The organism is Pseudomonas sp. JQ36 (assembly GCF_053851495.1).
Genome location: NZ_CM132642.1, coordinates 3,783,148 through 3,805,994 on the forward strand (window position 1 = coordinate 3,783,148; position 22,847 = coordinate 3,805,994).

20 protein-coding genes, 1 rRNA gene and 1 pseudogene are annotated in these 22,847 nt (G+C 60.7%); 9 read left to right on the forward strand and 13 right to left on the reverse strand.

Annotated elements, in window-relative coordinates; translation table 11 throughout:
- Window positions 1–7: 7 nt before the first annotated feature.
- The 3 genes and pseudogenes from ACS4NR_RS16985 to ACS4NR_RS16995 all read right to left on the reverse strand — a co-directional run.
- A complete protein-coding gene (locus ACS4NR_RS16985) occupies window positions 8–607 on the reverse strand; it encodes a flavin reductase family protein (RefSeq protein WP_456017923.1) in 600 nt (199 codons plus the stop codon).
- A 153-nt stretch (window positions 608–760) separates the two neighbouring features.
- Window positions 761–1,369: a methyl-accepting chemotaxis protein gene (locus tag ACS4NR_RS16990; protein ID WP_372241231.1), complete on the reverse strand. Its 609-nt coding sequence runs from the start codon at window positions 1,367–1,369 to the stop codon at window positions 761–763.
- Window positions 1,349–2,077, reverse strand: a pseudogene (locus tag ACS4NR_RS16995) (PAS domain-containing protein); the annotation flags it as partial. The pseudogene ACS4NR_RS16995 and the gene ACS4NR_RS16990, both read right to left, overlap by 21 nt.
- Before the next feature lie 237 nt (window positions 2,078–2,314).
- Between ACS4NR_RS16995 and ACS4NR_RS17000 the strand changes: the two are divergent.
- A complete protein-coding gene (locus tag ACS4NR_RS17000) occupies window positions 2,315–3,685 on the forward strand; it encodes a GntT/GntP/DsdX family permease (RefSeq protein ID WP_456017924.1) in 1,371 nt (456 codons plus the stop codon).
- 7 nt (window positions 3,686–3,692) lie between these two features.
- Here ACS4NR_RS17000 and ACS4NR_RS17005 read toward each other — a convergent pair whose 3' ends face one another.
- Entirely contained in the window at window positions 3,693–5,006 is a 1,314-nt protein-coding gene (locus tag ACS4NR_RS17005) for an MFS transporter (protein WP_456017925.1), read from the reverse strand.
- Between the two features lie 333 nt (window positions 5,007–5,339).
- Between ACS4NR_RS17005 and ACS4NR_RS17010 the strand changes: the two genes are divergently transcribed.
- Complete coding sequence (locus tag ACS4NR_RS17010; protein ID WP_166497577.1) at window positions 5,340–6,758, forward strand: TIGR00366 family protein; 1,419 nt, start codon at window positions 5,340–5,342, stop codon at window positions 6,756–6,758.
- A gap of 36 nt (window positions 6,759–6,794) precedes the next feature.
- On the opposite strand, the gene ACS4NR_RS17015 is transcribed toward ACS4NR_RS17010, so the two are convergent.
- A complete protein-coding gene (locus ACS4NR_RS17015) occupies window positions 6,795–7,139 on the reverse strand; it encodes a HepT-like ribonuclease domain-containing protein (RefSeq protein WP_095136792.1) in 345 nt (114 codons plus the stop codon).
- Window positions 7,136–7,426, reverse strand: a complete 291-nt coding sequence (locus ACS4NR_RS17020; RefSeq protein ID WP_095136791.1) for a nucleotidyltransferase family protein — start codon at window positions 7,424–7,426, stop codon at window positions 7,136–7,138. Before ACS4NR_RS17020 ends, ACS4NR_RS17015 begins: the two co-directional genes overlap by 4 nt.
- A 148-nt stretch (window positions 7,427–7,574) precedes the next feature.
- Between ACS4NR_RS17020 and acpA the strand changes: the two genes are divergently transcribed.
- From acpA to ACS4NR_RS17035, 3 genes are all read left to right on the forward strand, one after another.
- On the forward strand, window positions 7,575–9,269 hold the full coding sequence (acpA, locus tag ACS4NR_RS17025; protein WP_456017926.1) for an acid phosphatase: 1,695 nt from the start codon (window positions 7,575–7,577) through the stop codon (window positions 9,267–9,269).
- Between the two features lie 120 nt (window positions 9,270–9,389).
- Window positions 9,390–10,571 (forward strand): hypothetical protein, encoded by a 1,182-nt coding sequence (locus ACS4NR_RS17030; RefSeq protein WP_456017927.1) that lies wholly within the window; start codon window positions 9,390–9,392, stop codon window positions 10,569–10,571.
- Window positions 10,572–10,749: 178 nt separating this feature from the next.
- Window positions 10,750–11,265 carry an SET domain-containing protein-lysine N-methyltransferase gene (locus ACS4NR_RS17035; RefSeq protein ID WP_456017928.1) on the forward strand — a complete coding sequence of 172 codons (516 nt, stop codon included), beginning with the start codon at window positions 10,750–10,752 and terminating at the stop codon, window positions 11,263–11,265.
- Window positions 11,266–11,271: 6 nt separating this feature from the next.
- On the opposite strand, the gene can is transcribed toward ACS4NR_RS17035, so the two are convergent.
- Window positions 11,272–11,916, reverse strand: coding sequence for a carbonate dehydratase (gene can, locus ACS4NR_RS17040; RefSeq protein WP_095137378.1), 645 nt, complete (start codon window positions 11,914–11,916; stop codon window positions 11,272–11,274).
- Window positions 11,917–12,055: 139 nt separating this feature from the next.
- Here can and ACS4NR_RS17045 point away from each other — a divergent pair, with 139 nt between their 5' ends.
- On the forward strand, window positions 12,056–12,460 hold the full coding sequence (locus ACS4NR_RS17045; protein WP_456017929.1) for a serine kinase/phosphatase: 405 nt from the start codon (window positions 12,056–12,058) through the stop codon (window positions 12,458–12,460).
- Between the two features lie 112 nt (window positions 12,461–12,572).
- Here ACS4NR_RS17045 and rimI read toward each other — a convergent pair whose 3' ends face one another.
- Window positions 12,573–13,025, reverse strand: a complete 453-nt coding sequence (gene rimI / locus ACS4NR_RS17050) for a ribosomal protein S18-alanine N-acetyltransferase (protein WP_007961522.1) — start codon at window positions 13,023–13,025, stop codon at window positions 12,573–12,575.
- A complete protein-coding gene (locus ACS4NR_RS17055; RefSeq protein WP_456020397.1) occupies window positions 13,018–13,764 on the reverse strand; it encodes an energy transducer TonB in 747 nt (248 codons plus the stop codon). Before ACS4NR_RS17055 ends, rimI begins: the two co-directional genes overlap by 8 nt.
- Before the next feature lie 246 nt (window positions 13,765–14,010).
- Between ACS4NR_RS17055 and mksB the strand changes: the two genes are divergently transcribed.
- Genes mksB through mksF form a run of 3 tightly spaced genes read left to right on the forward strand, consistent with a single transcriptional unit; the run spans window position 14,011 to window position 18,819 of the window.
- The gene (gene mksB, locus ACS4NR_RS17060; protein WP_167734176.1) at window positions 14,011–15,291 is read left to right on the forward strand and encodes an Mks condensin complex protein MksB; all 1,281 of its coding nucleotides are present in this window, start codon (window positions 14,011–14,013) and stop codon (window positions 15,289–15,291) included.
- Window positions 15,281–15,982 carry an Mks condensin complex protein MksE gene (mksE, locus tag ACS4NR_RS17065; RefSeq protein ID WP_016773189.1) on the forward strand — a complete coding sequence of 234 codons (702 nt, stop codon included), beginning with the start codon at window positions 15,281–15,283 and terminating at the stop codon, window positions 15,980–15,982. Before mksB ends, mksE begins: the two co-directional genes overlap by 11 nt.
- Window positions 15,979–18,819 carry an Mks condensin complex protein MksF gene (mksF, locus tag ACS4NR_RS17070; protein WP_095136782.1) on the forward strand — a complete coding sequence of 947 codons (2,841 nt, stop codon included), beginning with the start codon at window positions 15,979–15,981 and terminating at the stop codon, window positions 18,817–18,819. The genes mksE and mksF overlap by 4 nt, the downstream gene beginning before the upstream one ends.
- 183 nt (window positions 18,820–19,002) lie before the next feature.
- On the opposite strand, the gene ACS4NR_RS17075 is transcribed toward mksF, so the two are convergent.
- The 4 genes from ACS4NR_RS17075 to rrf all read right to left on the reverse strand — a co-directional run bounded on the left by ACS4NR_RS17075 (window position 19,003) and on the right by rrf (window position 22,833).
- Window positions 19,003–21,306 carry an MlaD family protein gene (locus ACS4NR_RS17075; RefSeq protein ID WP_456017930.1) on the reverse strand — a complete coding sequence of 768 codons (2,304 nt, stop codon included), beginning with the start codon at window positions 21,304–21,306 and terminating at the stop codon, window positions 19,003–19,005.
- Entirely contained in the window at window positions 21,299–21,922 is a 624-nt protein-coding gene (locus tag ACS4NR_RS17080; protein WP_047599125.1) for a paraquat-inducible protein A, read from the reverse strand. Before ACS4NR_RS17080 ends, ACS4NR_RS17075 begins: the two co-directional genes overlap by 8 nt.
- The gene (locus ACS4NR_RS17085; protein WP_456017931.1) at window positions 21,909–22,568 is read right to left on the reverse strand and encodes a paraquat-inducible protein A; all 660 of its coding nucleotides are present in this window, start codon (window positions 22,566–22,568) and stop codon (window positions 21,909–21,911) included. Before ACS4NR_RS17085 ends, ACS4NR_RS17080 begins: the two co-directional genes overlap by 14 nt.
- Window positions 22,569–22,717: 149 nt before the next feature.
- Window positions 22,718–22,833: ribosomal RNA gene (gene rrf, locus ACS4NR_RS17090) — 5S ribosomal RNA — on the reverse strand.
- Between the last annotated feature and the right edge of the window lie 14 nt (window positions 22,834–22,847).

Below are 22,847 nucleotides of genomic sequence, written 5' to 3' on the forward strand. Positions count from 1 at the left end.
GTTCAGATCACAGCGGCAGGGTTTTGCCGTCCACCGCATCGCCAATCGTCAGGAAATGCCCGCCGGCCACGTGGTGCAGCGTGCGCAAGCCGTCGTGCCCGTCGAAATGCCAACGCCCATCGCTGAACACCCGATCATCAGCCTGAGCGGCGATGACTTCGGCGAGGAACAGGTCGTATTGCTCGTGGTTGCGCGGTTCGGGCAGCAAGCGGCATTCGAGCCAGGCCACGCAGCCTTCAAGCAACGGCGCCTCGACGGTTTCACCGGTAAAGGTTTGCAGGCCGTAAGCCTGAAACTTGTCCTGCCCGTGATTCTGCCGGATCTCCAGCCCCGAGGTATTGCCGACGGTTTGCACGATGTCAGCCTGATTGACGCACGGCACATTGAGCACAAAAGTGCCGGAGGCTTCGAGCAACTGGCGGGTCCAGGTGGACTTGTCGAGGACGACCGCGACTTTCGGCGGTTCGAAATCCAGCGGCATCGCCCAAGCGGCCGCCATGATGTTGCGCTGGCCGTCATGGGCAGCGCTGACCAGCACGGTCGGCCCGTGATTGAGCAGACGGTAGGCTTTGTTCAAGGGCACCGGGCGGCGGTGGGAGGCGCTCATGGGGATCTGCTCCGGGGAAAAAGGAGAAGATTGTAGCGCCACCTGCAACTGTAGGAGTGAGCCTGCTCGCGATCGCAGTAGTTCAATCAACATGGAGGTTGAATGTCAGACCGATATCGCGAGCAGGCTCACTCCTACAGGGTTCAGTACAGGTCAGTTAGAGAGTTGATTGGCAAATTGCCCAACCGCATCCACCACTTTCTGCGCGCCGTCCTGGATCTCGACGATCACCGTGCCCGCCTCCGCCGCCAGCGCCAGGCCCTGCTCGGCCTGCAGCTTGCCGTCGGTCATCAGGGCCACGGCGTTGCGCGCCATTTCCTGATTCTGCCGCACCACGGTGACGATCTCTTCGGTCGCCTGGCTGGTGCGCGAGGCCAGTTGTCGCACTTCGTCGGCCACCACCGCAAAGCCCCGGCCCTGTTCGCCGGCACGGGCCGCCTCGATGGCGGCGTTGAGCGCTAGCAGATTGGTCTGTTCGGCAATGCCGCTGATGGTTTTGACGATGGTACCGATCACCTGCGACTGCTCGTTCAGGGCTTCGATACCCTCACCGGCCGCCTGCATGTGGCGCGACAGATCACGCATCACATTCACTGCCTCGGTGACCACTGTGGTGCCACGTTGCGCGGTGCTGTCGGTTTGCTGCGAAGTGCTGTAGGCAATGCTGGCCGCGTCTGCAACCGCTTGTTCGCGGTTGACCTGATCGGTAATCACCGTGGCGAACTTCACCACTTTGTACAGTTTGTTGTTGGCATCGACCACCGGGTTGTAGGACGCCTCCAGCCACACCGTACGACCATGGCTATCGACCCGCTTGAAGCGGTTGGCGACAAACTCGCCGTTGTTCAGGCGACGCCAGAAATTCTGGTACTCGGCGCTGTTGTATTCCTCAGGGGTGCAGAACATCCGGTGATGTTTGCCTTTGATCTGCGCCAGGCTGTAACCCATGCCATGCAGAAAGCGCTCGTTGGCATTGAGCACGTTGCCATTGAGGTCGAACTCGATCACCGCCGTCGAACGCACCAAGGCACCGATCAGGTTTTCGTGTTCGCGAGAGGCTTCGATGGTGCGGGTCAGGTCACTGGAGAAGATCGAGAAATGCTTGATCCGCCCGTCCGAAGAGCGCACTGGCTGTACGATCGAGCGCAGCCACGCTTCTTCGCCGTTACCACGCAACAAGCGCACGGCTCCGGCGAAATGCTCGCCACGGGTCAGTGCGGCCTTGAAACGATGATGAAAGTCATCGGCCTTCACGTGCGCCGGAACGATGTCTTCAATGGCGCGCCCCACCAGATCCTGGCTCTTGTAGAGCATCTCGCCAAGGAAGTTCTGGTTGACCGACTGAATCCGGCCATCAGGTTCCAGTGTCAGCACCAGCATCTCGCTTTCCAGGCTTTCCTTCACCTGCAGCAGGCTGGAGAGTTCTTCACGAAGAGTGGCCAGCTCTTGCTTGAGGCGTTTGTTGAACATGGGAAAGTACCGATAGGCAGGTAGAAAGCGGGATGCAGCCTAACCATCGGCCTTGGAAAACTTTTCTGAAGAGCGTTTGAGACCGGTCAGTCAAAAATAATCTCAATAGGCCATTGCTCCGACTATCACCGCGCAGGCAGGTTACAAAAGCCGCCGCTCTGGCCCGGCCACTTCAGGTATTCTCCGGGAAAATTGCAACAATATGTTGCAGGTATACGCCCGATAAGGAGTGCCGTTTTGGATTTATCGACCGCTGCCTGGATGGTGCATGACACCCGCCTGATTCTCTGCTGCCTGCTGGCGATTGCGATGATTATCGTGTTGATCAGCGCCACTAAACTGCCGCCCTTTCTCTCGATCCTGATCGGCACCTTCATTGCCGGTGTCGGCGCCGGTCTGCCGCCGGAAGACGTGGCCAAGGCGTTCAGCAAAGGCGCCGGGGCGATCCTCGGTGAAGCCGGGATCATCATTGCCCTGGGTTCGATGCTCGGCGCACTGATGGCCGAGTCCGGCGCCGCCGACCGCATCGCCTCGACCTTGCTTGGGCTGGGAAAGGGCAAATCGCTGCCGTGGGTCATGGCGCTGGTGGCGATGGTGATCGGCCTGCCGCTGTTCTTCGAAGTGGGGCTGGTGATGATGGTTCCGATCATCTTCGTCATGGCCCGCCGTTCGGGGCAGCCACTGTTGAAAATCGCGATTCCGGCACTGGCCGGGATGACCACGTTGCATGCCTTGATGCCGCCGCATCCCGGGCCGTTGATCGCGGTCAGCGCATTGCATGCCGACCTCGGGCTGACCATGTTGCTGGGCTTCAGCATTGCGATTCCGGCGGTGATTCTGGCGGGTCCGATTTACGGCAACTGGCTGTCGAAACGCATGCACATCGATGAGCCGGCAGAGCTCGGCGCACTGTTCAGCGCCCCGCCGAAAGCGCCGCGCCAGCCGAGCTTCGGCATTTCGCTGCTGATCATTCTGTTGCCGGTGCTGCTGATGCTCGGCAGCACTCTGGCTAAAGTCGCGATGCCCGCGCAAAGCAGCGTCGCCCTGACCCTGAAGTTTCTCGGTGAACCGTTGGTGGCACTGGGCATTGCGGTGATGGCGGCGGTGATCTGCCTCGGCTGGGCCAACGGCATGCCGCGCGAACAGGTCGGCGGCACTCTGCGCAAAAGCCTCGCGCCGATCGCCGTATTGCTTCTGACCATCGGCGCCGGCGGCGGCTTGAAGCAGACCTTGCTGGACGCCGGGGTCAGCCAGACCATCAGCAAAGTCGCCGAAGGCGCGCACATGCCGTACCTGCTGCTGGCCTGGCTGATTGCCGTGGCACTGCGTCAGGCTACAGGTTCGGCGACAGTCGCGACCACGACGACGGCGGGGATTCTGGCGCCGATGATGGCGGGCCTCGCCGCGACGCAAAGCTCACTGGTGGCGCTGGCGATTGGCGCCGGCTCCGTGTTCTTCTGCCACGTGAACGACGCCGGCTTCTGGATGGTTCGCGAATACTTTGGCTTGCAGCTCAAACAGACGATCTGGGTCTGGTCGATTCTGCAAACCATTGTCTCGGTGGTGGGACTGGTGGGGACGTTATTGTGGTGGCACTGGTTGACCTGATCAGCCTTCAGGAACAGGGCGCCACCGAACGGCGCCCGACACCGGGCATGCGCACACCGAAGTACGCCGCACTGACGATGCCGACCGCCCCCATCACCGCACAGAACATCACGCAGATCCACGGGCTCCACGGCATCAGACCGATCAGCAACAGCGGTGTGATGCTGGCCCACGCGGCGTAGGCAATGTTGTAGGTGAAGGAGATGCCCGACACGCGAATCCGCGCCGGAAACAATCCGACCATCACCGATGGCACCGCGCCGACCACACCGCAGGCCAGACCGGCGATGGCATACGCCAGCCCCACCCAGTTGCCGCCCATAATCAAGCAGCTATAAAGCACACCGATGCCCAAGGGCAACAGCAGGCTATACAGCATGACCGTGCGCCAGGCACCGAGGCGATCGACCAACAGACCTGCAATCACGCATCCAATGTTGAGGAAAACAATGCCCAACGCGCTCAGGGCGAAGGTGTGGCTGGCGGTCATGCCGAAGGTTTTCTGCATCATGGTCGGGGTGATGACCACGAACACCACCACCGCCGACGTCAGCACACAGGTCAGCAGCATCGCCGGCAACATCGCCAGACGATGCTCGCGCAGCACCGTGCGCAGCGGCAGTTCGACCCGCGCTTCACGCTGGGCTTCCATGGCTATGAACACCGGGGTTTCGCTCAGCCAACGGCGCAGGTACACACCGATCACGCCGAACACACCACCGAGCAGGAACGGATAACGCCAGGCGTAATCGAGAATTTCTGCGGGGGTGAACATCTGGGCGAGGAAGGTCGCGGTCAACGCGCCAATCAAGTAACCGAAGGTCAGCCCGGCCTGCAAAAAGCCCAGCGCGTAACCGCGATGGCCGGCAGGCGCGTGTTCGGCGACGAACACCCAGGCGCTCGGCACTTCGCCGCCGACCGCCGCGCCTTGCAGGATGCGCAGCGCCAGCAACAGCAGCGGCGCGAAGTAACCGATCTGTGCATAAGTCGGCATGATCCCGATCAGCAGGCACGGCAGCGCCATCATCAGGATGCTCAGGCTGAAGACCTTTTTCCGGCCCAGGCGATCGGCGAAATGCGCCATCAGGATCCCGCCCAGCGGACGCGCCAGATAACCGGTGACGAAGATCCCGAAGCTCTGCAGCAGACGCAGCCACTCGGGCATTTCCGGCGGGAAGAACAACTGGCTGAGGGTCAGGGCGAAGAACACGAAAATGATGAAATCGTAGATCTCCAGCGCCCCGCCGAGGGCCGCAAGGCCGAGGGTCTTGTAATCGGAACGGCTGAATGGCGCCGGTCGCGCTGTGGATTGGGCAGTCATGGCAAAGAACTCTGGCAGGCAAAAAACCAAGGCGCCCATGGTCTACGCAAATGCGCGGATGGACAACCCGTTAGACCATAGTCCCGGTTTGGCAAAACCTGCTCACAAAACAGCCTGGCTTGATTTACTGTTTAAGCCTGTCCTGCTAGGTGAGCCCCTCCGCCGGCGAGCCGGGCCGGGAACCTTGTAGGAGTGAGCCTGCTCGCGATAGCGGTATGTCTGTCACCTTTATGTTGAGAGTGCCGACGCTATCGCGAGCAGGCTCACTCCTACAGGAGATGTGTGTTTCGCCTGCTGTATCAAAAATAACCATAAAAATCCGAGGTACTCCCTGTGGCCGTTGATATCGAAGATAGCCGCTCCGCGCGCTTTGCCTTGCGCTGTTCAAGCTTTGCCGAACGCTGGTTCCCCGACTCCTGGGTGTTCGCTGCGTTGGCCGTGATCATTGTCGCGCTGGCCACCCTGGCCATGGGCGCCAAGCCCACCGATGCCGCGATGGCGTTCGGCGACGGGTTCTGGAGCCTGATCCCGTTCACCATGCAAATGGCCTTCGTGGTGATTGGCGGGTACGTGGTCGCCAGTTCGCCGCCGGCGGTCAAACTGATCGACAAACTGGCGCGCATCCCGAAAAACGGCCGCTCCGCCGTGGCCTGGGTCGCGCTGATCTCGATGGTCGCCTCGCTGTTGAACTGGGGCCTGTCGCTGGTGTTCGGCGGTTTGCTGGTGCGCGCCCTCGCCCGCCGCACCGAGCTGAAAATGGATTACCGCGCAGCCGGCGCTGCGGCGTACCTGGGCCTCGGCGCGGTCTGGGCGCTGGGCCTGTCATCATCGGCGGCGCAATTGCAGGCCAACCCGGCCAGCCTGCCGCCGGCGATCCTGTCGATCACCGGGGTGATTCCGTTCACGCAGACCATTTTCCTCTGGCAGTCCGGCGCCATGCTGCTGGCGCTGATCGTGATTTCGATCATCGTTGCTTACGCCACCGCGCCCGGACCGAACTCTGCGCGCGACGCCAAGGATTGCGGCATCGACCCGGCGTTCAACCTGCCGCCGCTGCAACCACGCACCCGGCCCGGCGAATGGCTGGAGCACAGTCCGCTGCTGATCATTCTGCTGGTGTTGCTGGCGGCCGGCTGGCTGTTTCACGAGTTCTCAAGCAAACCGGCGATCACCGCGATTTCCGGGCTGAACACCTATAACTTCCTGTTCATCATGCTCGGCGCCCTGCTGCACTGGCGCCCGCGCAGCTTCCTCGATGCGGTGGCCCGCGCGGTGCCGACCACCACTGGCGTGCTGATCCAGTTCCCGTTGTACGGCTCGATCGCCGCGCTGCTGACCACGGTCAAAGGCGCCGATGCGCAAACGCTGGCGCATCACATCTCAACGTTCTTCGTCAGCATCGCCTCCCACGACACCTACGCGTTGCTGATGGGGGTGTACTCGGCGATTCTCGGCTTCTTCATCCCGTCCGGCGGCGGCAAGTGGATCATCGAAGCGCCGTACGTGATGCAAGTGGCCAACGATCTGCAATACCACCTCGGCTGGGCGGTGCAGATCTACAACGCCGCCGAAGCACTGCCGAACCTGATCAACCCGTTCTACATGCTTCCGCTGCTGGGCGTGCTCGGTCTGAAGGCGCGAGACCTGATCGGCTTCTCGTTCGTGCAATTGCTGGTGCACACGCCGCTGGTGCTGTTCTTGCTGTGGGTGCTGGGGACGACATTGGTTTATACGCCGCCGGTGATGCCGTAGATTGACGAGGTTGCACCTGCCTCATGGCAGGTGCAATCAATGTTGCTCGCAGGGCAGGAATCTCAACAGCTCAGGCAAAGCAACCTGAACCGTGTCCCAGACGACATCCAGATTAATGTCGAAGTAGCCATGAGCGATCCGGTTACGCATCCCGCGCATGCTGCGCCAGGGAGTTTGAGTGTTCTGAGCCGCGAATTCCGGAAACCGATCCATTATTTTGGTTGCCGCCTCGCCAATGATAACCAGGCTCATGATGACCGCTTGTTGCGTCCGTTTGTCGTCGACGAATTCTTCCTTGCTCAGACCTTCGACGAAGACCAGCGCATCGCTCGCAGCTTGACGCATATGTTCAAGGTAATCGCCGAGCCGGTTCTCGATCATACGGGACGGGCCTGTTCAAGAACCTGCTGACGAAATTTCAGCGGAAGGTCTCCCGGCGTCAACAGGTCGACGGTAACGCCCAGCAAATCTTCAAGCTCAACCTGAAGCCCGCCGAGATCAAACAAGGTGGCACCGGGCAATGGATCGACCAACAGATCAAGGTCACTGCCTTCCATATCGGTACCCAGCACCGTTGAGCCGAACACGCGCGGATTGGTCACACGGAATCTGCCGACAACCTCACGAACGGCAGCTCGTTGCAGATCAAGAGCAATGGAAGGCTTCATGGTTCACTCAGGCCAGTTTCTATATCGCAGCAGTCTAGCAGTGCCGAGGGGCCGTAGACACCGCACCATTTTGTAACCCAACCGTCACATTCAATTGTTAGCGTCCGCCCGAAACAAAATGAAACAATTAAGCTGAGCGGGCTGACAGATGAAAGACGAAACAGACGGCACTGACGCACCTGAATCCGACAACCCCACCGACACCAGCCGCCGCCGCTTCCTCGGCGGTGTTGCCGTCCTCGGCGTGGGGGCCACGCTCGCCGGCTGCGGTAACGCCAGCAACCCGCCGGGCAAACCGGTCGAGCGCCCGCTGACGCCAGCCGAGCTGGACAAGGCCCTGCGCGAGCAGGTGAAAACCGTGGTGGTGATCTACGCCGAGAACCGCAGCTTCAACAATCTGTTCGGTGATTTCCCCGGTGTCGAGAAACCACTGTCAGCGCTCAAGCCTGCCGATTACCAGCAACGTGATCGCGATGGCAGTCTGTTGCAGACGCTGCCGCCCGTCTGGGGCGGCGTGTTGCAGATCGGCCCGCAAACCCTCGATGGCGTGACCTATCCCAGCGCCACGCAGTTTCAGGAAAACCTGCCCAACGCACCGTTCGCCCTCAAAGGCCCGAACGGCGAAGACCTGCCGTTCGGTCTGGTCACCCGCGACTTGTGGCACGTGTTCTATCAGAACCAGATGCAGATCAATGGCGGCAAGAACGATGGCTTCGTCGCCTGGGCCGACTCCGGTGGGCTGACCATGGGCCATTACGCCCAGAGCCGTTATTCCCTGCGTCTGTGGGACGTGGCCCGGGAATTCGTACTGTGCGACAACTTCTTCCAGGGCGCTTTCGGTGGCTCGTTCCTTAATCACCAATACCTGATCAGCGCCACCGCGCCGTTCTATCCGGACGCGGCCAATTCGGTGGCCAAATCGCAGATTGCCGCGCTGCAAAGCAATGATCCGACCGATCCGCGCCTCAAGCCGCTGGAGCAGTCACCGACCAGCGCCATGACCGGCCCGCCGCAGTTCGGCCCAAGTGCGCTGACCCCGGACGGCTACGGTGTGAACACCCTCGCCCCGCCGTACTGGCCGACATGGATTCGCGACCCGGAGCGTCCGGCGTACTCCAAGCCGGATCTGCCCAATGTGATGGTGCCGCAGACCCACGAGCACATCGGCGACAAGCTGTCGAAGAAGAACGTCGACTGGGCCTGGTACGCCGGCGCCTGGCAAGCGACGCTGGAGCAGTACAAGGACTCGGGCGGCATTCCGAAGATCCCCAACTTCCAGTATCACCACCAGCCGTTCAACTACTTCAAGCAGCAAGGCCCGGAGAACCCGCAAGAGCGCAGCAAACGCCTGCGCGATGCCGGTTTGGGTGACGAGTCGAGCAGCAACAAGTTCTTCGCCGATGCCGAGGCCGGCAAGCTGCCGGCGGTGAGTTTCTACAAACCGCAAGGCAACCTGAACATGCACGCCGGGTATGCCGACGTGGCTTCCGGCGACCGGCACATCGTCCGCGCCCTGAAGGTGCTGCGCGAAAGTCCGCAGTGGAAGAACATGGTGGTGGTCGTGACGGTCGATGAAAACGGCGGCTGGTGGGATCACGTGGCGCCGCCCAAGGGTGATCGCTGGGGCCCGGGTTCGCGGGTGCCGGCGCTGGTGGTGTCGCCATTCGCCCGCAAGGGCACGGTGGATCACACGGTCTACGACACGGCGTCGATCCTGCGCCTGATCACCCGGGTGTTCCAACTGGAAACCCTCGACGGCCTCAGGCAGCGCGATGAGGCAATGATCGCCCGTGGCCAGAAACCGATGGGCGATCTGACCAACGCCCTGCATTTTCAGGCCTGAAAACCCCGTCCTGCGGGCTGACGCAAAAATCCGTGAATGACCGCTTCTCTGTGCAACACGGCTGATCCAATATGAAGCGCCCCAAAACCCCGGGGAACCCACGCTGAAAAGGATCTGAGCATGTTCAAACTCGCAGGATTTACCTCCGCAGCACTTACCCTCGCCGCGCTCACCCTGAGCGCGGCTGCCCACGCCGATGTCGATTTGAAGCTGGGCAGCGCCGAGCGCGTCACCCGCCTCTTTGCCTACCCCAACAACTGCAGCGTGATCTGCTATCGCAACTGGTCGCTGGAGCAGACCGTCGCGCATTACCTGAGCCAGAGCGTGCAGCGCGATGGCTACAGCAATGCCAAGGTGTTGGTGAAGAACGATAACGGGCAGATTTACGCCGAGATCAGCGACGTTCCCGAAGGCTACGACAAGCCGCTGTCGGCGCTGCTGGACGCCGGTGATCTGGCCTATACCGGCGCCAGCAAGCTCAATGCCGATGGCAAATGGGCGTACAGCTGGTATCTGTTCCTGCCTTTAGGCATGGCCCTGGAAAACCGCAAGAGCGTCGAACTGCTGCACTTCCCGCCGGACTATTCACTGACTCAGGCGCAGGATTACCTGCGCTCGAACACCACCGACCGCTGGGCCACGCTGTTGACCGCCAACGGCATCCCGGCCGAGCAGACGCCGGCCTATCAGACCATCATCGACATCGCGCCAATCGCCGCGCCGTCCAACGCCGGCAGTGATCTGGAGGGCGTCTACGACTACTTCAAGGATTACCAGACCACGCTGGTCAAGCAGTTCAGCCAGACCAGCGCCGGCACCACCCTGCCGATGGTCGCGTTCGGTGCGCCGGTGCGTAACTGGATCAAGCAGCAATATGGGCCGACGGTGGGCGTTTTGGGTCTGGCGACCATCAGCCCGAGTGCTGGGGTGAACGTACCGGTGTTGGGATCGAACCATCCGAGCTACATCTGGTACGCCGCCGACCCGGACAGCTACAACGGCGATGAAGCAAAAGCCGATGCCGCCGGGCTGAAAGTCATGGGCCAAGACTTGAGCGCCGCCTGCTGGCAGGCCGGGATGGGCAGCAAACCCGGCACCGACGCGAAAACCCTGCTTGATAGCTGCACGCAAACCTGGCAAGTGACGCAAAAGGTCAAGACCTGCGAATTGTTCTACACCTCAATCCGCAACCTGACCCCGGCCCAGGCTTCCGCCAAGTGCTCGACCACCCCGGTCAAAGCCCAGTTGCAACAGCTTCAGGGCGAATTGCCGGACACCGCCGTTCCTGCACCACACCTCTGATCCGCTGAAAAAGCTTCCCGTGTCAGTCAATGCTGACGCGGGGAGCAGCCAATTACCCCTGTCAGATCTGACAGTAGACGGTAAGCGGTATACGCGGGAGGATTGGATCCAAACATGTTGCAGCGCTGACAGGACGTCAGACCAGGGAAGTCGCAGCATTTTGCCGACAGGGACCGTTATGAATAATCACGCCCATCAACACAACATCCCACGCGACGCGCCCGGCATCTATCCGTTTGCCGGATTGCCGGTGCGTCTGGGTTTCCCATCCATCGAGGATTTCGAAATCGTGCAGGACCACCAAGGCCACGCGGCGGTGGTGGCGCGTCGGGCATTCATGCGCATCACCCGGATGTGTCGGGTGTCCGGGCAACTGCTGCCCTATCGCTGCCGACAGACACGCCAGTTACTGGCCGGCATCCATCTCTACGACCCGCGCTTTTGCGGGTTGCTCGAACACGCCTGCGATCCGAATGTATTTCTGGACATGAGTGAGCTGTGGCTGTGGGCGCTGCGCGACATTCAGCCAGGTGAACGCCTGACCATCGACTTCGCCGCCACCGAGGACCGCTTGTTGCAGCAGTTCGCCTGCAACTGCGGTTCGCCACGCTGTCGTGGCTGGATCACCGGATACGATGAACCACCCACGATCGAGGGCCAGCAGTTTTTGCAACGCTGGCGGCATCCACACTGATCGGGATTACACCGCCCCGACCGGACGCAGACGGTATTGCGGCGGCAGTTGCTCGAAACCGCTGATGGTGGTGTTCAGGCTTTTCCAGCGACCGTCCTTGATGCCGTAGATGCAGCCGTGAATCGACAGGCTCTGGCCGCGATGCCAGGCGTTCTGGATGATGCTGGTGTGGGCGACGTTGGCCACTTGCTGGACGACGTTGAGCTCGCACAGCCGGTCGACCTGTTCTTCCTCGGTCGGCAGCTTGGCCAGTTCGTCACGTTTTTCGTAGTACAGGTCACGGATCGAGCGCAGCCAGCCATCGATCAGGCCGAACTGGCGATCCTGCATCGCAGCGCGCACACCGCCGCAGCCATAGTGGCCGGTCACGAGGATGTGTTTGACCTTGAGCACATCAACCGCGTACTGGATCACCGACAGGCAATTGAGGTCGGTGTGCAGCACCACGTTGGCGACGTTGCGGTGTACGAACAGATCGCCCGGCAGCATGCCGACGATCTCGTTGGCCGGTACACGTGCGTCGGAGCAGCCGATCCACAGATATTCCGGGGTCTGCTGGCGCGCGAGTTTGGCGAAGAAATCCGGGTCTTCCTTGGTGATCGCGTCAGCCCAACGCTCGTTGTTATCAATCAGGTCTTGTAAGTCGTGCATGGTTAAGGCCTCAAGAAAGATGCGCTGGTATGACAGACGACCGCCCATCGGGGTCACGCAAGAACCGCAGGTGTTTTTCTTTGGAATTCTCGGGTGCCCGGTGAGTCCACTCAGTAAGGCCACAGTATGAGGATTTGCCATGACTGATTCACGACGTCCGTACGATGCGGTGCAACCGGAACCCATCGATGACAACGAAGACCGCATGGGCTCGGTGCACGAGCTGGATTTCGATGAAGACGAACCCAGCGCGAAAATCGGCGACGAGATTCCGGAACGTGAACGTGAGCAACTGATGCCCGCTGAACGAGTGCGTGAGGCCGGGCTTACCGGCGCATCGACTGCAGACCACGAACCGACCGACGATGACTTGAGCCCGGAAACGCTGATTCACGAGGACGGCGCACGTGATGCCGAAGAGGCTGGCGAAGGCAATCAGGCCGATTGGGATCTGAGCATTGTCGACGAGGACGACATCGGCGGGGGTAATGGGCTGGATGAGGCGGAGCTGGCGCAGCGCGATCCGCTGGATGGCAATCGCTGATTGGTAGCGCCTGTAAGGACGCCTTCGCGAGCAAGCCCGCTCCCACATGGGTTTGAGGCACGACTCAAAACCAATGTGGGAGCGGGCTTGCTCGCGAAGCTTTTAAACAAGATCAGTCGACCAGGGTGCAAGCCATCACTACGGCGTCTTCACGCCCACCCACCGCCGGATAATAATCCCGCCGCCGGCCAATCTCGTTGAAGCCATAGCGCTCATACAACTTGAACGCAGCAGTATTGCTGTCGCGCACTTCCAGGAAACATTCCCGGGCCTCGGCCGCATACGCCCGCGACATCAGATGCTCGAGCAGCGTCAGCCCCAGCCCCCGCCCCTGATTCTCCGGTTTGACCGTGATATTCAGCAGATGCGCCTCGTCGAGAATGATCTGCACCACCCCGTGGCCGACCTGCTGCTGGCCTTCGAACATCAGCCAGATCTGGTATTTGCCCAGCCCGTCGAGAAAAATCCCGCGGGTCCAGGGATGGCTGTACGCCGCGTATTCGATCTTCAATACCGCGTCCAGGTCCGCCTCGGTCATCGGGCGGAACGATACAGCTTCACTCATTCGATGGTTTCCAGCGCGCCATCAGCCGACGCATGGCTTGCCACACAGCGGCTTTGCGCTGTGGCTCTTCCATTAACAATTCCAGACCGGGGATGGCCCAGGCCAGGCCCAGGCCTTCAATCTGCAATTCACTGTTGAACGCTTCGGCGTCCGCTTCACCGGCAAAGCGCACCGCTGGCAGGCCGATCAGCCACAGGCAGGCGCAGGGTGCCGCTTCCATTTGTACCGAGAGGAAGCCCTGAACAAAGTCGCGCGCGGCTTCCGGACCCTGATCCATAGTGCCGCGGTTCAGCCACGGCCAGCGCACCGGCTCGCCGACGATTTGTGGCGCATCCGGCAGACCGGCGGCGCGCAACATGTCTTTAAGCAGCAGATAGGCCGGATCGCGGCTCTGGAACGCCTCGCCTGTGGGTAACTCGACCAGCAGCAGACAAGCCCCGGCGCGCAGCAATTGCAGGGCAAAACGCGGTGGCGGCACGGGCGCGGGCTTGGCGACAACCGGCGCCTCTTCAACCTCTTCCACTGGTTTGGCGCCATTGCGGGTACTGGCGAGCGACGGACGCGGCACTTCGATCTTCGGCCGTTCGACCGGACGGGCGGCAGGCTGCACCGGAGCTTCGGCCTGCACAACCGGCATCACCACGGCCTCTGGCTCAGGCTCGGGCATGTCCAGCAGCTCGGGCCGCGACGGGGCGGCGAAAGGCAATTCGGTGCGCGGCAGCCAGTTGACCACCTGCATGGCGTTCAAATAGGCGCGGCGGCGGGACTCGATAAGCAAAGGTCGGCCACTTGTGGATAACTGAAAGTGTGCTGATTCTACCGCCCTTCGCTCAAGATCGCCCGTTGTTGATCGATAGTCTTTCACGAGGCGCTTTACCCACGCTCTTTAATACAAAGAATGCGACAGCCCGTCCCGAGAGTGAAGCGCATCCCTCGTGATGCAGTACAATCGCCGCTTTTAATCGCCAACCAGCCGGCCATTCCGATGATCGAACCCAAGCGCGTCTTGCGCGCCCTCGCTGAACACTGGGCACTTCTGGAGCCACTGTGCGAGCACTTCGACCAGGGCACCCTGAGCCTCAACGAACTGCGCACGCAACTGGCCGCCCAACAACTGGACAGCACGCCGCAGGACATCACCAGCCTGCTCGACGTGTGGATTCGCCTGGACATTCTGGTGCCCGTGGCGAAAAGCCCGAACCGTTTCGAGCTCAACGCGCAGATCCACGACTTCCTCGCCTACCTGCGCCGTGAGCACCGTCTGGGCCTGTGCCTGGAGATCGAAGCCTACTTGCGTCACCTCGAACGTCTGGCCGGCTACATTCAGGACGCGTTCGATGTGCGCGACGGCAACGACCTCGCCCGTCAGCTGCGTTTGCTCGACATGCGCGTGCGCGATGTGCTGAAGAAACTCGACAACGACGAACAGGCACTGGTAGCCGTGGCCGAACGGGCCAAGACCAGTGACCGGCAGATTCCGCTGCGTCAGCGTTACGCCGAAGTACTGGCGACCTGGGACGAATACGTTGAGCCGATGATCGATCTGGTGAACGCCGACGGCGCCTTCGAACAAGGCGTGCGCAAGGTCGAAACCGTGCTACTGAAGATGCTCAGCGAACAGCAACGCCTCGGCCATCTGGTCGATGACGACATGCTGCTGCGCACTCACGCGCGCATCCTCGAAATGCAGACCAGTGCCCAGCTGACCCTGCGTCATGCCCGCGAACTGCTGCTGCCGCTGCGTGAAGAAGCGCGCCGCCACAACGCTGTGACCCGTGGAGCTGCGCTGGCGCTGGCGGCGATCCGCCGTAAAGGCATCGATGCCGTGCCGCAAGCGGCGATGCCGCTGTTCACCCGGCCGCAAAGCACCTTCCTCGGCAGCGCCAGTCAGGTCGAAGCCTACGTCTACGCCCTGGCGCGTTTCGAGCCGAAACCGGCGCGTTTCCCCAAGGCGCACAAGACCCAGAAATCCGGCGATGCGCCGCGTGCACCGCGCACCGTGCGCGAGATGGTCGAGCGTTGCGAAGAGTCCCTGCCAATGCCGGATCTGATGACCTGGCTGCTGGAGCAGGAACCGGACGGCGCCACAGACGAATTGCTTTACTGGTTCTCGCGCCTGTCGCGGGAAAAACGCTTCACCCGCGAGCGTCTGGAACGCCGCGAATACCACACTCACGAGCACCAGGTCAGCCTGCGCTCCTTCGCCCTGCTCTCGGCCCGCGACTCCGCCGCCGAGGATTCTGCGAGCATCCCCAATGCATCTTGATCTATCCGAACTGTCCCAACTGGCGCCGATCTTCCGCGAGCTGTTCAAGGGCTATCACGTCAGCCGCCGCGACCCGGAACTGTACGCGCAACTGTCGAACTTCCAGGATCAATACCGCACGCTGTTCAAGGCGCTGGGGTTCGAACTGGTCTGCGACACCCGTGGGTTCTATTACTTCGTGCCGGACATGGCCGCTGCGGCGGTGAACAAGACTGCTCAGCGTCTGGCGCTGTTCACCTTCATTCTCGTCGAGCATCTGGCCGATCAGGGCCGCGATCCGATCGCCGTGCTCGACGGTGGCAGCCTCGGCCGTGAAGAACTGCCGTCGTTGCTGGATAAATACCGCGACCTGTTCATCCAGGCCGAAGTGCAGACCGTCGAAGAACTCGAAGAAAAAATCATGCGCCGCATGACTCAGCTCGGTTTCGCCGGTGAAGAAAACGGCGTGTACCGCTTCCTGCCACCGATGCACCGTTTCCTCGACGTATGCCTGTCGGTGCAGCAGGACCGCGATCTGGCAGCCAGCGTACACAGCGTGCTGCCGCTGCCGGCGCCGGTGCTGATCGACGAAGAAGCCGAAGCCAAATTCCTAGAGACCGACGATCCGCTCGATCTCAGCGAGTTTGAAGAGGAAAGCGAAGAAGACGCACTGGCCCGGGCCATTGCCGAAGAACAGGAGTCCGACGCATGAGCCAGGAACGCTACGGCATCCGCCGCTTTGCCCTTTTGAACACCGCCGGTTACAGCCTCGGTCTGTTCCCGCTGGAAGAACCGCTGTCGGTTTACGGCGCGAACAACCTCGGTAAATCCGCCTCGATCAACGCTCTGCAGTTCCCGATTCTGGCGCGCATGTCGGACATGAGTTTCGGCAAGTACAGCCTGGAACAATCGCGACGTTTCTACTTCGCCTCCGACACCAGTTACATCCTTGTCGAAGTCAATCTGCCGCACGGCCCGCACGTGATCGGCGTGGTCGGTCGCGGCCCGGGTGGTGGTTTCGGTCACCAGTTCTTCGCCTACGCCGGCAAGCTCGACCTGGCGCACTACCAAAAGAACGACACCTGCCTGCGGCAGAAAGAGCTGTTCAGCAACCTTGAGAAAGAAGGCCTGAAAGCCTACGAACTCAAACCTGATGAACTGCGGCGTTTGCTGGTCGGCGGGCACACTTCGATCCCGCTGGACCTGACCCTGATCCCGCTGCGCTCCACCAGCGAACAGAGCCTGAAAACCTTCCGCGCGCTGTTCATCAACCTGCTGCACATGCGCGAAATCACTGCTGCCAAGTTGAAGCAGTTGTTCCTCGATGCCTTCGAGCACAGCCTGCGTTCCGGTAGCGTCGACTACATCGCCGCGTGTGAAGAAGCCTTCCGCGACGTACGCCGGATGGAGCAGGACTACAACTCGCTGGTCGCTGCCGGCCCGCTGGTCGAAGCCTTGGCCAACGGCGTGAAACAGCGCGACGTGCTGCGCGGCAAGCTGCATCGCCTGTCGCCGCTGCTCGACTCGTTGCTCGGCACCTGGTCGGACTACGCCACGGCACGCAAGGAAGAGCTGACCATTCAGGCCGAGCACTACCGTCGCGAGCAGGATGATCTGCAAAACGATCAGCGCGGTGGCACGCAGGAGCTGATGCGGCTGGAGCGGGAGATCTCCGGCATTCAGCGCTGGCTTGGCGAGTTGTCGGTACTGAAGAACCGCTTCGCGCTGGTCGATGACGTCAAAGTGCTGGAGCAGCAGCTGCTCGCGGCCAAGGACGCGCACGACGAATTGGCCGGTGCGCTGGCACAGTCCCGGCAGTTCAGCGCCGAAGATCTGGAAGAGCGTCTGCGCGATCTGGAAAAACGCCTGAAGTCGGTGAAGCAGCAACTCGATCACGCCGACAACAACAGCTATGCGCGCCTGCGTGAGGAGTTCTCGCAGCAGGACGTCGAGCGCCTGATGCGCCTGTTCAACAGCGCGCTGTTCAGCCTGCCGCTGGGCGAGCACGGCATCACCCTCGACGAGGACGGCGAGTGGGTCAAATCGGTCGAGCTGATCCTCGATGGCTTCAAGGGCGAGCGCTTCGAAGTACCGGGCCTGTCGATCGACATCTCGCACATCGAGCCGCCGGCGCTGCAAGCGCTGGCCGACCGCGCCGCGCTGCGTGACCAGAAAGAGCGTCTGGAAAAAGAGCTCAAGCAGCTCAAGACTCAGCAAGCCGTGGCCGCCGACCGCGCCGCGAGCAAGACCCAGACCGAAGCGCTGTACCAGCAAGTGCTGGATGCGCAGAAAGCCCTGGAAGATTTCCGTCGCACCCAGACCCTGAGCGCCGAAGAAGGCGACAAGCTTGAGCAACTGGCGCAGATGGAAGCCGCGCAGGACGAACTCAAGCGCTCCAGCGATGCGTTCACCGAGCGCGTCCAGCAACTGTCGGCCAAGCTGCAACTGGTCGGCCGGCAGATCGCCGACATGGAAGCCAAGCAGCGCACCCTCGACGACGCCCTGCGCCGCCGTCAACTGCTGCCGGCGGATCTGCCGTTCGGTACGCCGTTCATGGATCCGGTCGACGATTCGATGGACAACCTGCTGCCGCTGCTCAACGACTATCAGGACAGCTGGCAAGGCTTGCTGCGCGCCGACGGTCAGATCGAAGCGCTGTACGCGCAGGTGCGCCTCAAAGGCGTGGCCAAGTTCGACAGCGAAGACGACATGGAGCGCCGTCTGTCGCTGCTGATCAACGCTTACGCACACCGTACCGACGAAGCCCTGACTTTGGGCAAGGCGCGGCGTGCGGCGGTCACCGACATCGCCCGGACCCTGCGCAACATCCGCAGCGACTACGACAGCCTCGAGCACCAACTGGCGCTGTTCAACCGCGAGATCAACAAACGTCAGGTGTCCAACCTGCAGAGTTTCCGCATCGTCCTGGCGCCGAACAAGGAAGCGCTCAAGCACATCGACCAGATCATCCACAGCGCCGGCCAGTACGAAGAAGGCGAAACCCTGTCGGTGTTCGATCTGAGCCAAAGCGCGGAGCAGGACAACAAGAACGAAGAGGCCAAGGAATACCTCGCACGGCTGGTGGCGGCGAACCACAACCAGCTCGGCCTCAAGGACTTGTTCGAACTGGCGTTCGAGATCACCAAGGTCAACGGTCAGCCGGTGATCCACACCGACATCGACGGCGCGGCCTCCAACGGCACCACCATGACCATCAAGGCGCTGACCAACATGTACTTGTTGCTGCACTTGATGGATCGCGACCTGGCCGGTCGTGTGCGCCTGCCGTATTACCTCGACGAGGCAGCGGACATCGACGAGAAGAACCAGGCAGCGCTGCTGGAAACCAGCCTGCAACTGGGCTTCGTGCCGATTCTGGCGAGTGTGAAGCCGCAGGTCTGCGCCAGTGTCGCCATCGATCTGGAAGGCGGCAGCGGCCCGGCGGGGATCTACATCGATGAGGCGGACTGGAAGTACATCCGCCGGCATGATGTGGTGAAGGCCACCATCAATGTGCAAGCCGATGAGCCGGAGCTGGATGAGGTTTGACCGGCTTTAGCTGAAGGCAAAAAAAGGGCCGCGATCTGTTGGGATCGCGGCCCTTTTTTATGGCTGGGGATTTGTGCTGACTTTTAGTGCCCTATCGCGAGCAGGCTCACTCCTACAATTTGGAACGCGTTCCCCTGTAGGAGTGAGCCTGCTCGCGATGGCGCCACTTCAGGCACCACAGAATTACTTACCGAGCGAAATCTTCGGTGCCCAGGTCAGCCACTCATCCTCGAACTTGTCGAACAACGGGAACGTTTGCTCAGGCCGTGCCGGGTTGCCCATGCGCTCACCGTCCGGCGTGGCGAAGGCGATACCGCCCTGAATCGCCGTCTCCAGCGACTCCGTGCGCACCGTCAGACCATTGAACAGACCGATGTCGAAACCGACACCGCTGGTGTTCCAGAATCGGCTGCCGCTGCGCACCAAAGGCGCGTATTTCGGCTCGATCAAAATGTGCACCAACACCCGGTCGGCCGTCTGGCCCAGCTCATAACCGGTGACCTTGCCCACGGTAATTTCGCGATAGGTCACGGGCACGCCAGGCTTCAACGAACCACGTCGTGCAGCACTCAACACCAGACTTAAGCCAGCCTCTTGCTTGCTCACTTCCGGCGGACTGGCCAGCGCAACGAAGTTCTTCTGCGGGCCGAGATTTTTCGCCGCCGGCTGCACTTCCACATATTGCCCGGTGACCAGGGTTTCCAGATTCTGGGTCTTGATCAGCCCCAACTCCGGCTTGACCACCCAGAACTGACTGCCGACCCGGGCGATCTTCTCCGGCACTTCAGTGATTCGTGCGGTGATCATTACCGATTGCAGATCATCGGTCAGATCGACGTCTTCAATCTTGCCGACATCCAGCCCTTTGAATCGAATCGGTGTACCCGGGCGCAGACCATCGGCGCGATCAACCTTGATCGTCACCACAGTGCCTTTCTGGTTGGCTTCATCATGGTTGGCGAACAGACGGAAGCGTGGAATACGCTTTTGCAGCGGCGCTTTGGCTTGCGGTGTTTCGAAAGCGATACCGCCGGCCATCAACGTCTGCAACGACTCGCTCTTGACCTGAATCCCGCCGGTCAGACCACCGGTGAGGGTGATACCACTGACATTCCAGAAGCGCGTAGAAGCGTTGACCAGGTTCTCGTACTCCTTCTCGATATGCACGCCGATGACAATCTGCTTTTTGGTCTTGGAGAACTGATAGCTCTGTACCGAACCGACCTTGACCTGCTTGTACAAAATCGGGCTGCCGACGTCGATCGAACCAAGAACGTCAGTGAACAGCACCAGGTGCAGACCCGGTGCGCGCAGGTCCAACGGCGGCGCTTTTGGCCGCGCCTCGAATTCGCGTTTCGGCGCAGCACCTTTGTCGCCCGGACGCACGGCGATGTAGTTACCTTTGACCAACGCTTCGAGCCCGGTGATACCGGCCAGGGAAATCGACGGTTTGACCACCCAGAACTGCGTGCCCTCTACCAGATAGTCTTCAGCCAGAGGATCAAGCGTCAGCTCGGCGGTGGCGCTGTTCAGATCCGGATCAACCTTCAGCGCTTTCAGATTACCGACCTGAATGCCTTTGTACATCACCGGCGTACGACCGGCCTGCAGGCCTTCGAAGTCACTGAGTTTGACCTTGACCCGAATGCCGGCAGCGGCAGCGTCGAAGTCTTCATAGAGACGGAACGGCAGGCTTGGATCGGTAGGCGGACTGTCCTTGCGATTCTCTGGGGTGGCGAAGGCGATACCGCCGGCGACGATGCTTGCCAGAGACTCGCTGCGTACTTTCACCCCGGACAGGTTGGCGTCGATGCTGATGCCGCTGGCATTCCAGAAACGTGTGTGTTTGCGCACCAGTTTGGCGTAGGTCGGCTCGATGAACACTTTGAGCTCAACGGTGCTCTGATCTTCAGACAGCACGTAGCTTTTGATCTGACCGACTTTGATCTGCTTGTAGAACACCGGACTGCCGCGGTTAAGCGAGCCCAGGCGATCGGCCTTGATGGTCAGGTGCAGGCCAGGCTTGGAGTCCGACAGCGGCGGCTCCTCGGCCAGCGCCTTGAACTTGCGGGTCGGTTCACCTTCACCGGGACTGATGGCCACGTAGTTACCTGAAACCAGGGTTTCCAGACCGGTGATACCGGCCAATGTCACGCTCGGTTTCACCAGCCAGAAACGCGTGCTGGTCTTGAGGTATTGCTCGACGTCCTTGTTCATCTCGACGGTGGCAATCACCCCTTTGGAGTTGCCCTCGTCATCAAGTTTGAGCGTCTTCACCTTACCCACCGGCATGCCCTTGTAGACCACTTCGGTCTTGTTGGCCTGGATGCCTTCACCGCTTTCGAAACGCACCTGAATCTCGATGCCGGTTTCGTTATAGGCACGCCAGCCGAGCCAGCCGCCAATGATCAGGGCAATCAGAGGCAGTACCCAAATGGCAGACCAGTTGGAGGCCGGTCGGGTTTTCGCTACAGGCAAATCAGTCATGGTCGTCGTCCGACTCCGTGTTATCCCAAATCAGTCGGGGATCGAAAGTTACTGCGGCAAGCATCGTCAGAATCACCACACTGGCGAAGGCGATGGCGCCAAGGTTGGCTTCGACACTGGCAAGCCGGCCGAAGTTGACGACCGCCACCAGGATGGCGATCACAAAGATATCGAGCATCGACCAGCGACCGATGAACTCGATGAAACGGTACATCCAGATCCGCTGCCGCGCGGACAACGGCTGACGCCGCTGCACCGAAAACAGCAGCAGTGCGATGCCCACCAGTTTGAAGGTCGGCACCAGAATACTGGCGATGAACACCACGGCGGCAATCGGGATCATGCCGTGCTGCACCAACTGGATCACGCCGGACATGATGGTGCTGGGATCGCCCTGCCCCAGCGAGCTGACCGTCATGATCGGCAACACATTGGCCGGTATGTAGATGATCGCGGCCGTGATCAGCAGCGCCCAGGTTCGGGCCAGACTGTTCGGGCGACGAGCGTGAACCAGCGCACCGCAGCGGGTGCAGGTTTGCACATCGGTGTCCGTATCCTGCCTGTTCAACTCATGGCATTCGGTACAGATCAGAATGCCCGCATCAATCGCCCGCATGGGCATCCTCTCCTGATAACGCCTGCCAGATCTGATGCGGTGACATCACTACTTCCAGCCAGACCTGAACCAACAACAAACCGATGAAACACGCCAGACCGAGGCCGACGGTGATGGCCGCCATGTCCGCCAGTTTGACGATCGCCACGAGGACGCCCATGAGGTAGACCTCAAGCATGCCCCAGTCTTTGAGGTGGTGATAAATACGGTAGAGCAATAAGCCGTAACTGCGTCCGACGTTGAATCGAATCGTCAGCAAAACGAATAACTGGCACAGCAACTTCAGCAACGGAATAGCCATACTGCACAGGAATACAACGATCGAAACGCCCTGCATGTCCGTATTGAACAAGCCGAGCACGCCGCTCCAGACCGTATCCTGCGAAGATTGTCCGAGGATATTGAGTTGCATGATGGGTAAAAAGTTTGCCGGGATATACAGCAATAATGCTGCGATCACCAAGGCAAGGCTGCGCTGCACCACATTATGGCGATGCGCGTACAACTCGTAACCGCAGCGCGGGCAGATTGCTTTCTCGCCATGGGCAAGCTTGGGCTTGCGCATCAGCAGGTCGCACTCATGACAGGCCACCAAGTCTTCCAGCGGTAAATCTGACAGCCCTTGGGCGTCAACCGGATCTGACATAAAGGCTCTGGCTCCGAAAAAGATGGGGCTATTCTAGTGTTCTGATTCGAAAATAACTGTGCAAAATTGTTCGTTGCCTAAGTAAAAATACTTTTCTTCGGGCAAAACAAAACCCCAACTGCTTTCGCAATTGGGGTTTCGGAATTTAATCTTGACGATGACCTACTCTCACATGGGGAAACCCCACACTACCATCGGCGATGCATCGTTTCACTTCTGAGTTCGGGATGGGATCAGGTGGTTCCAACGCTCTATGGTCGTCAAGAAATTCGGGTACTG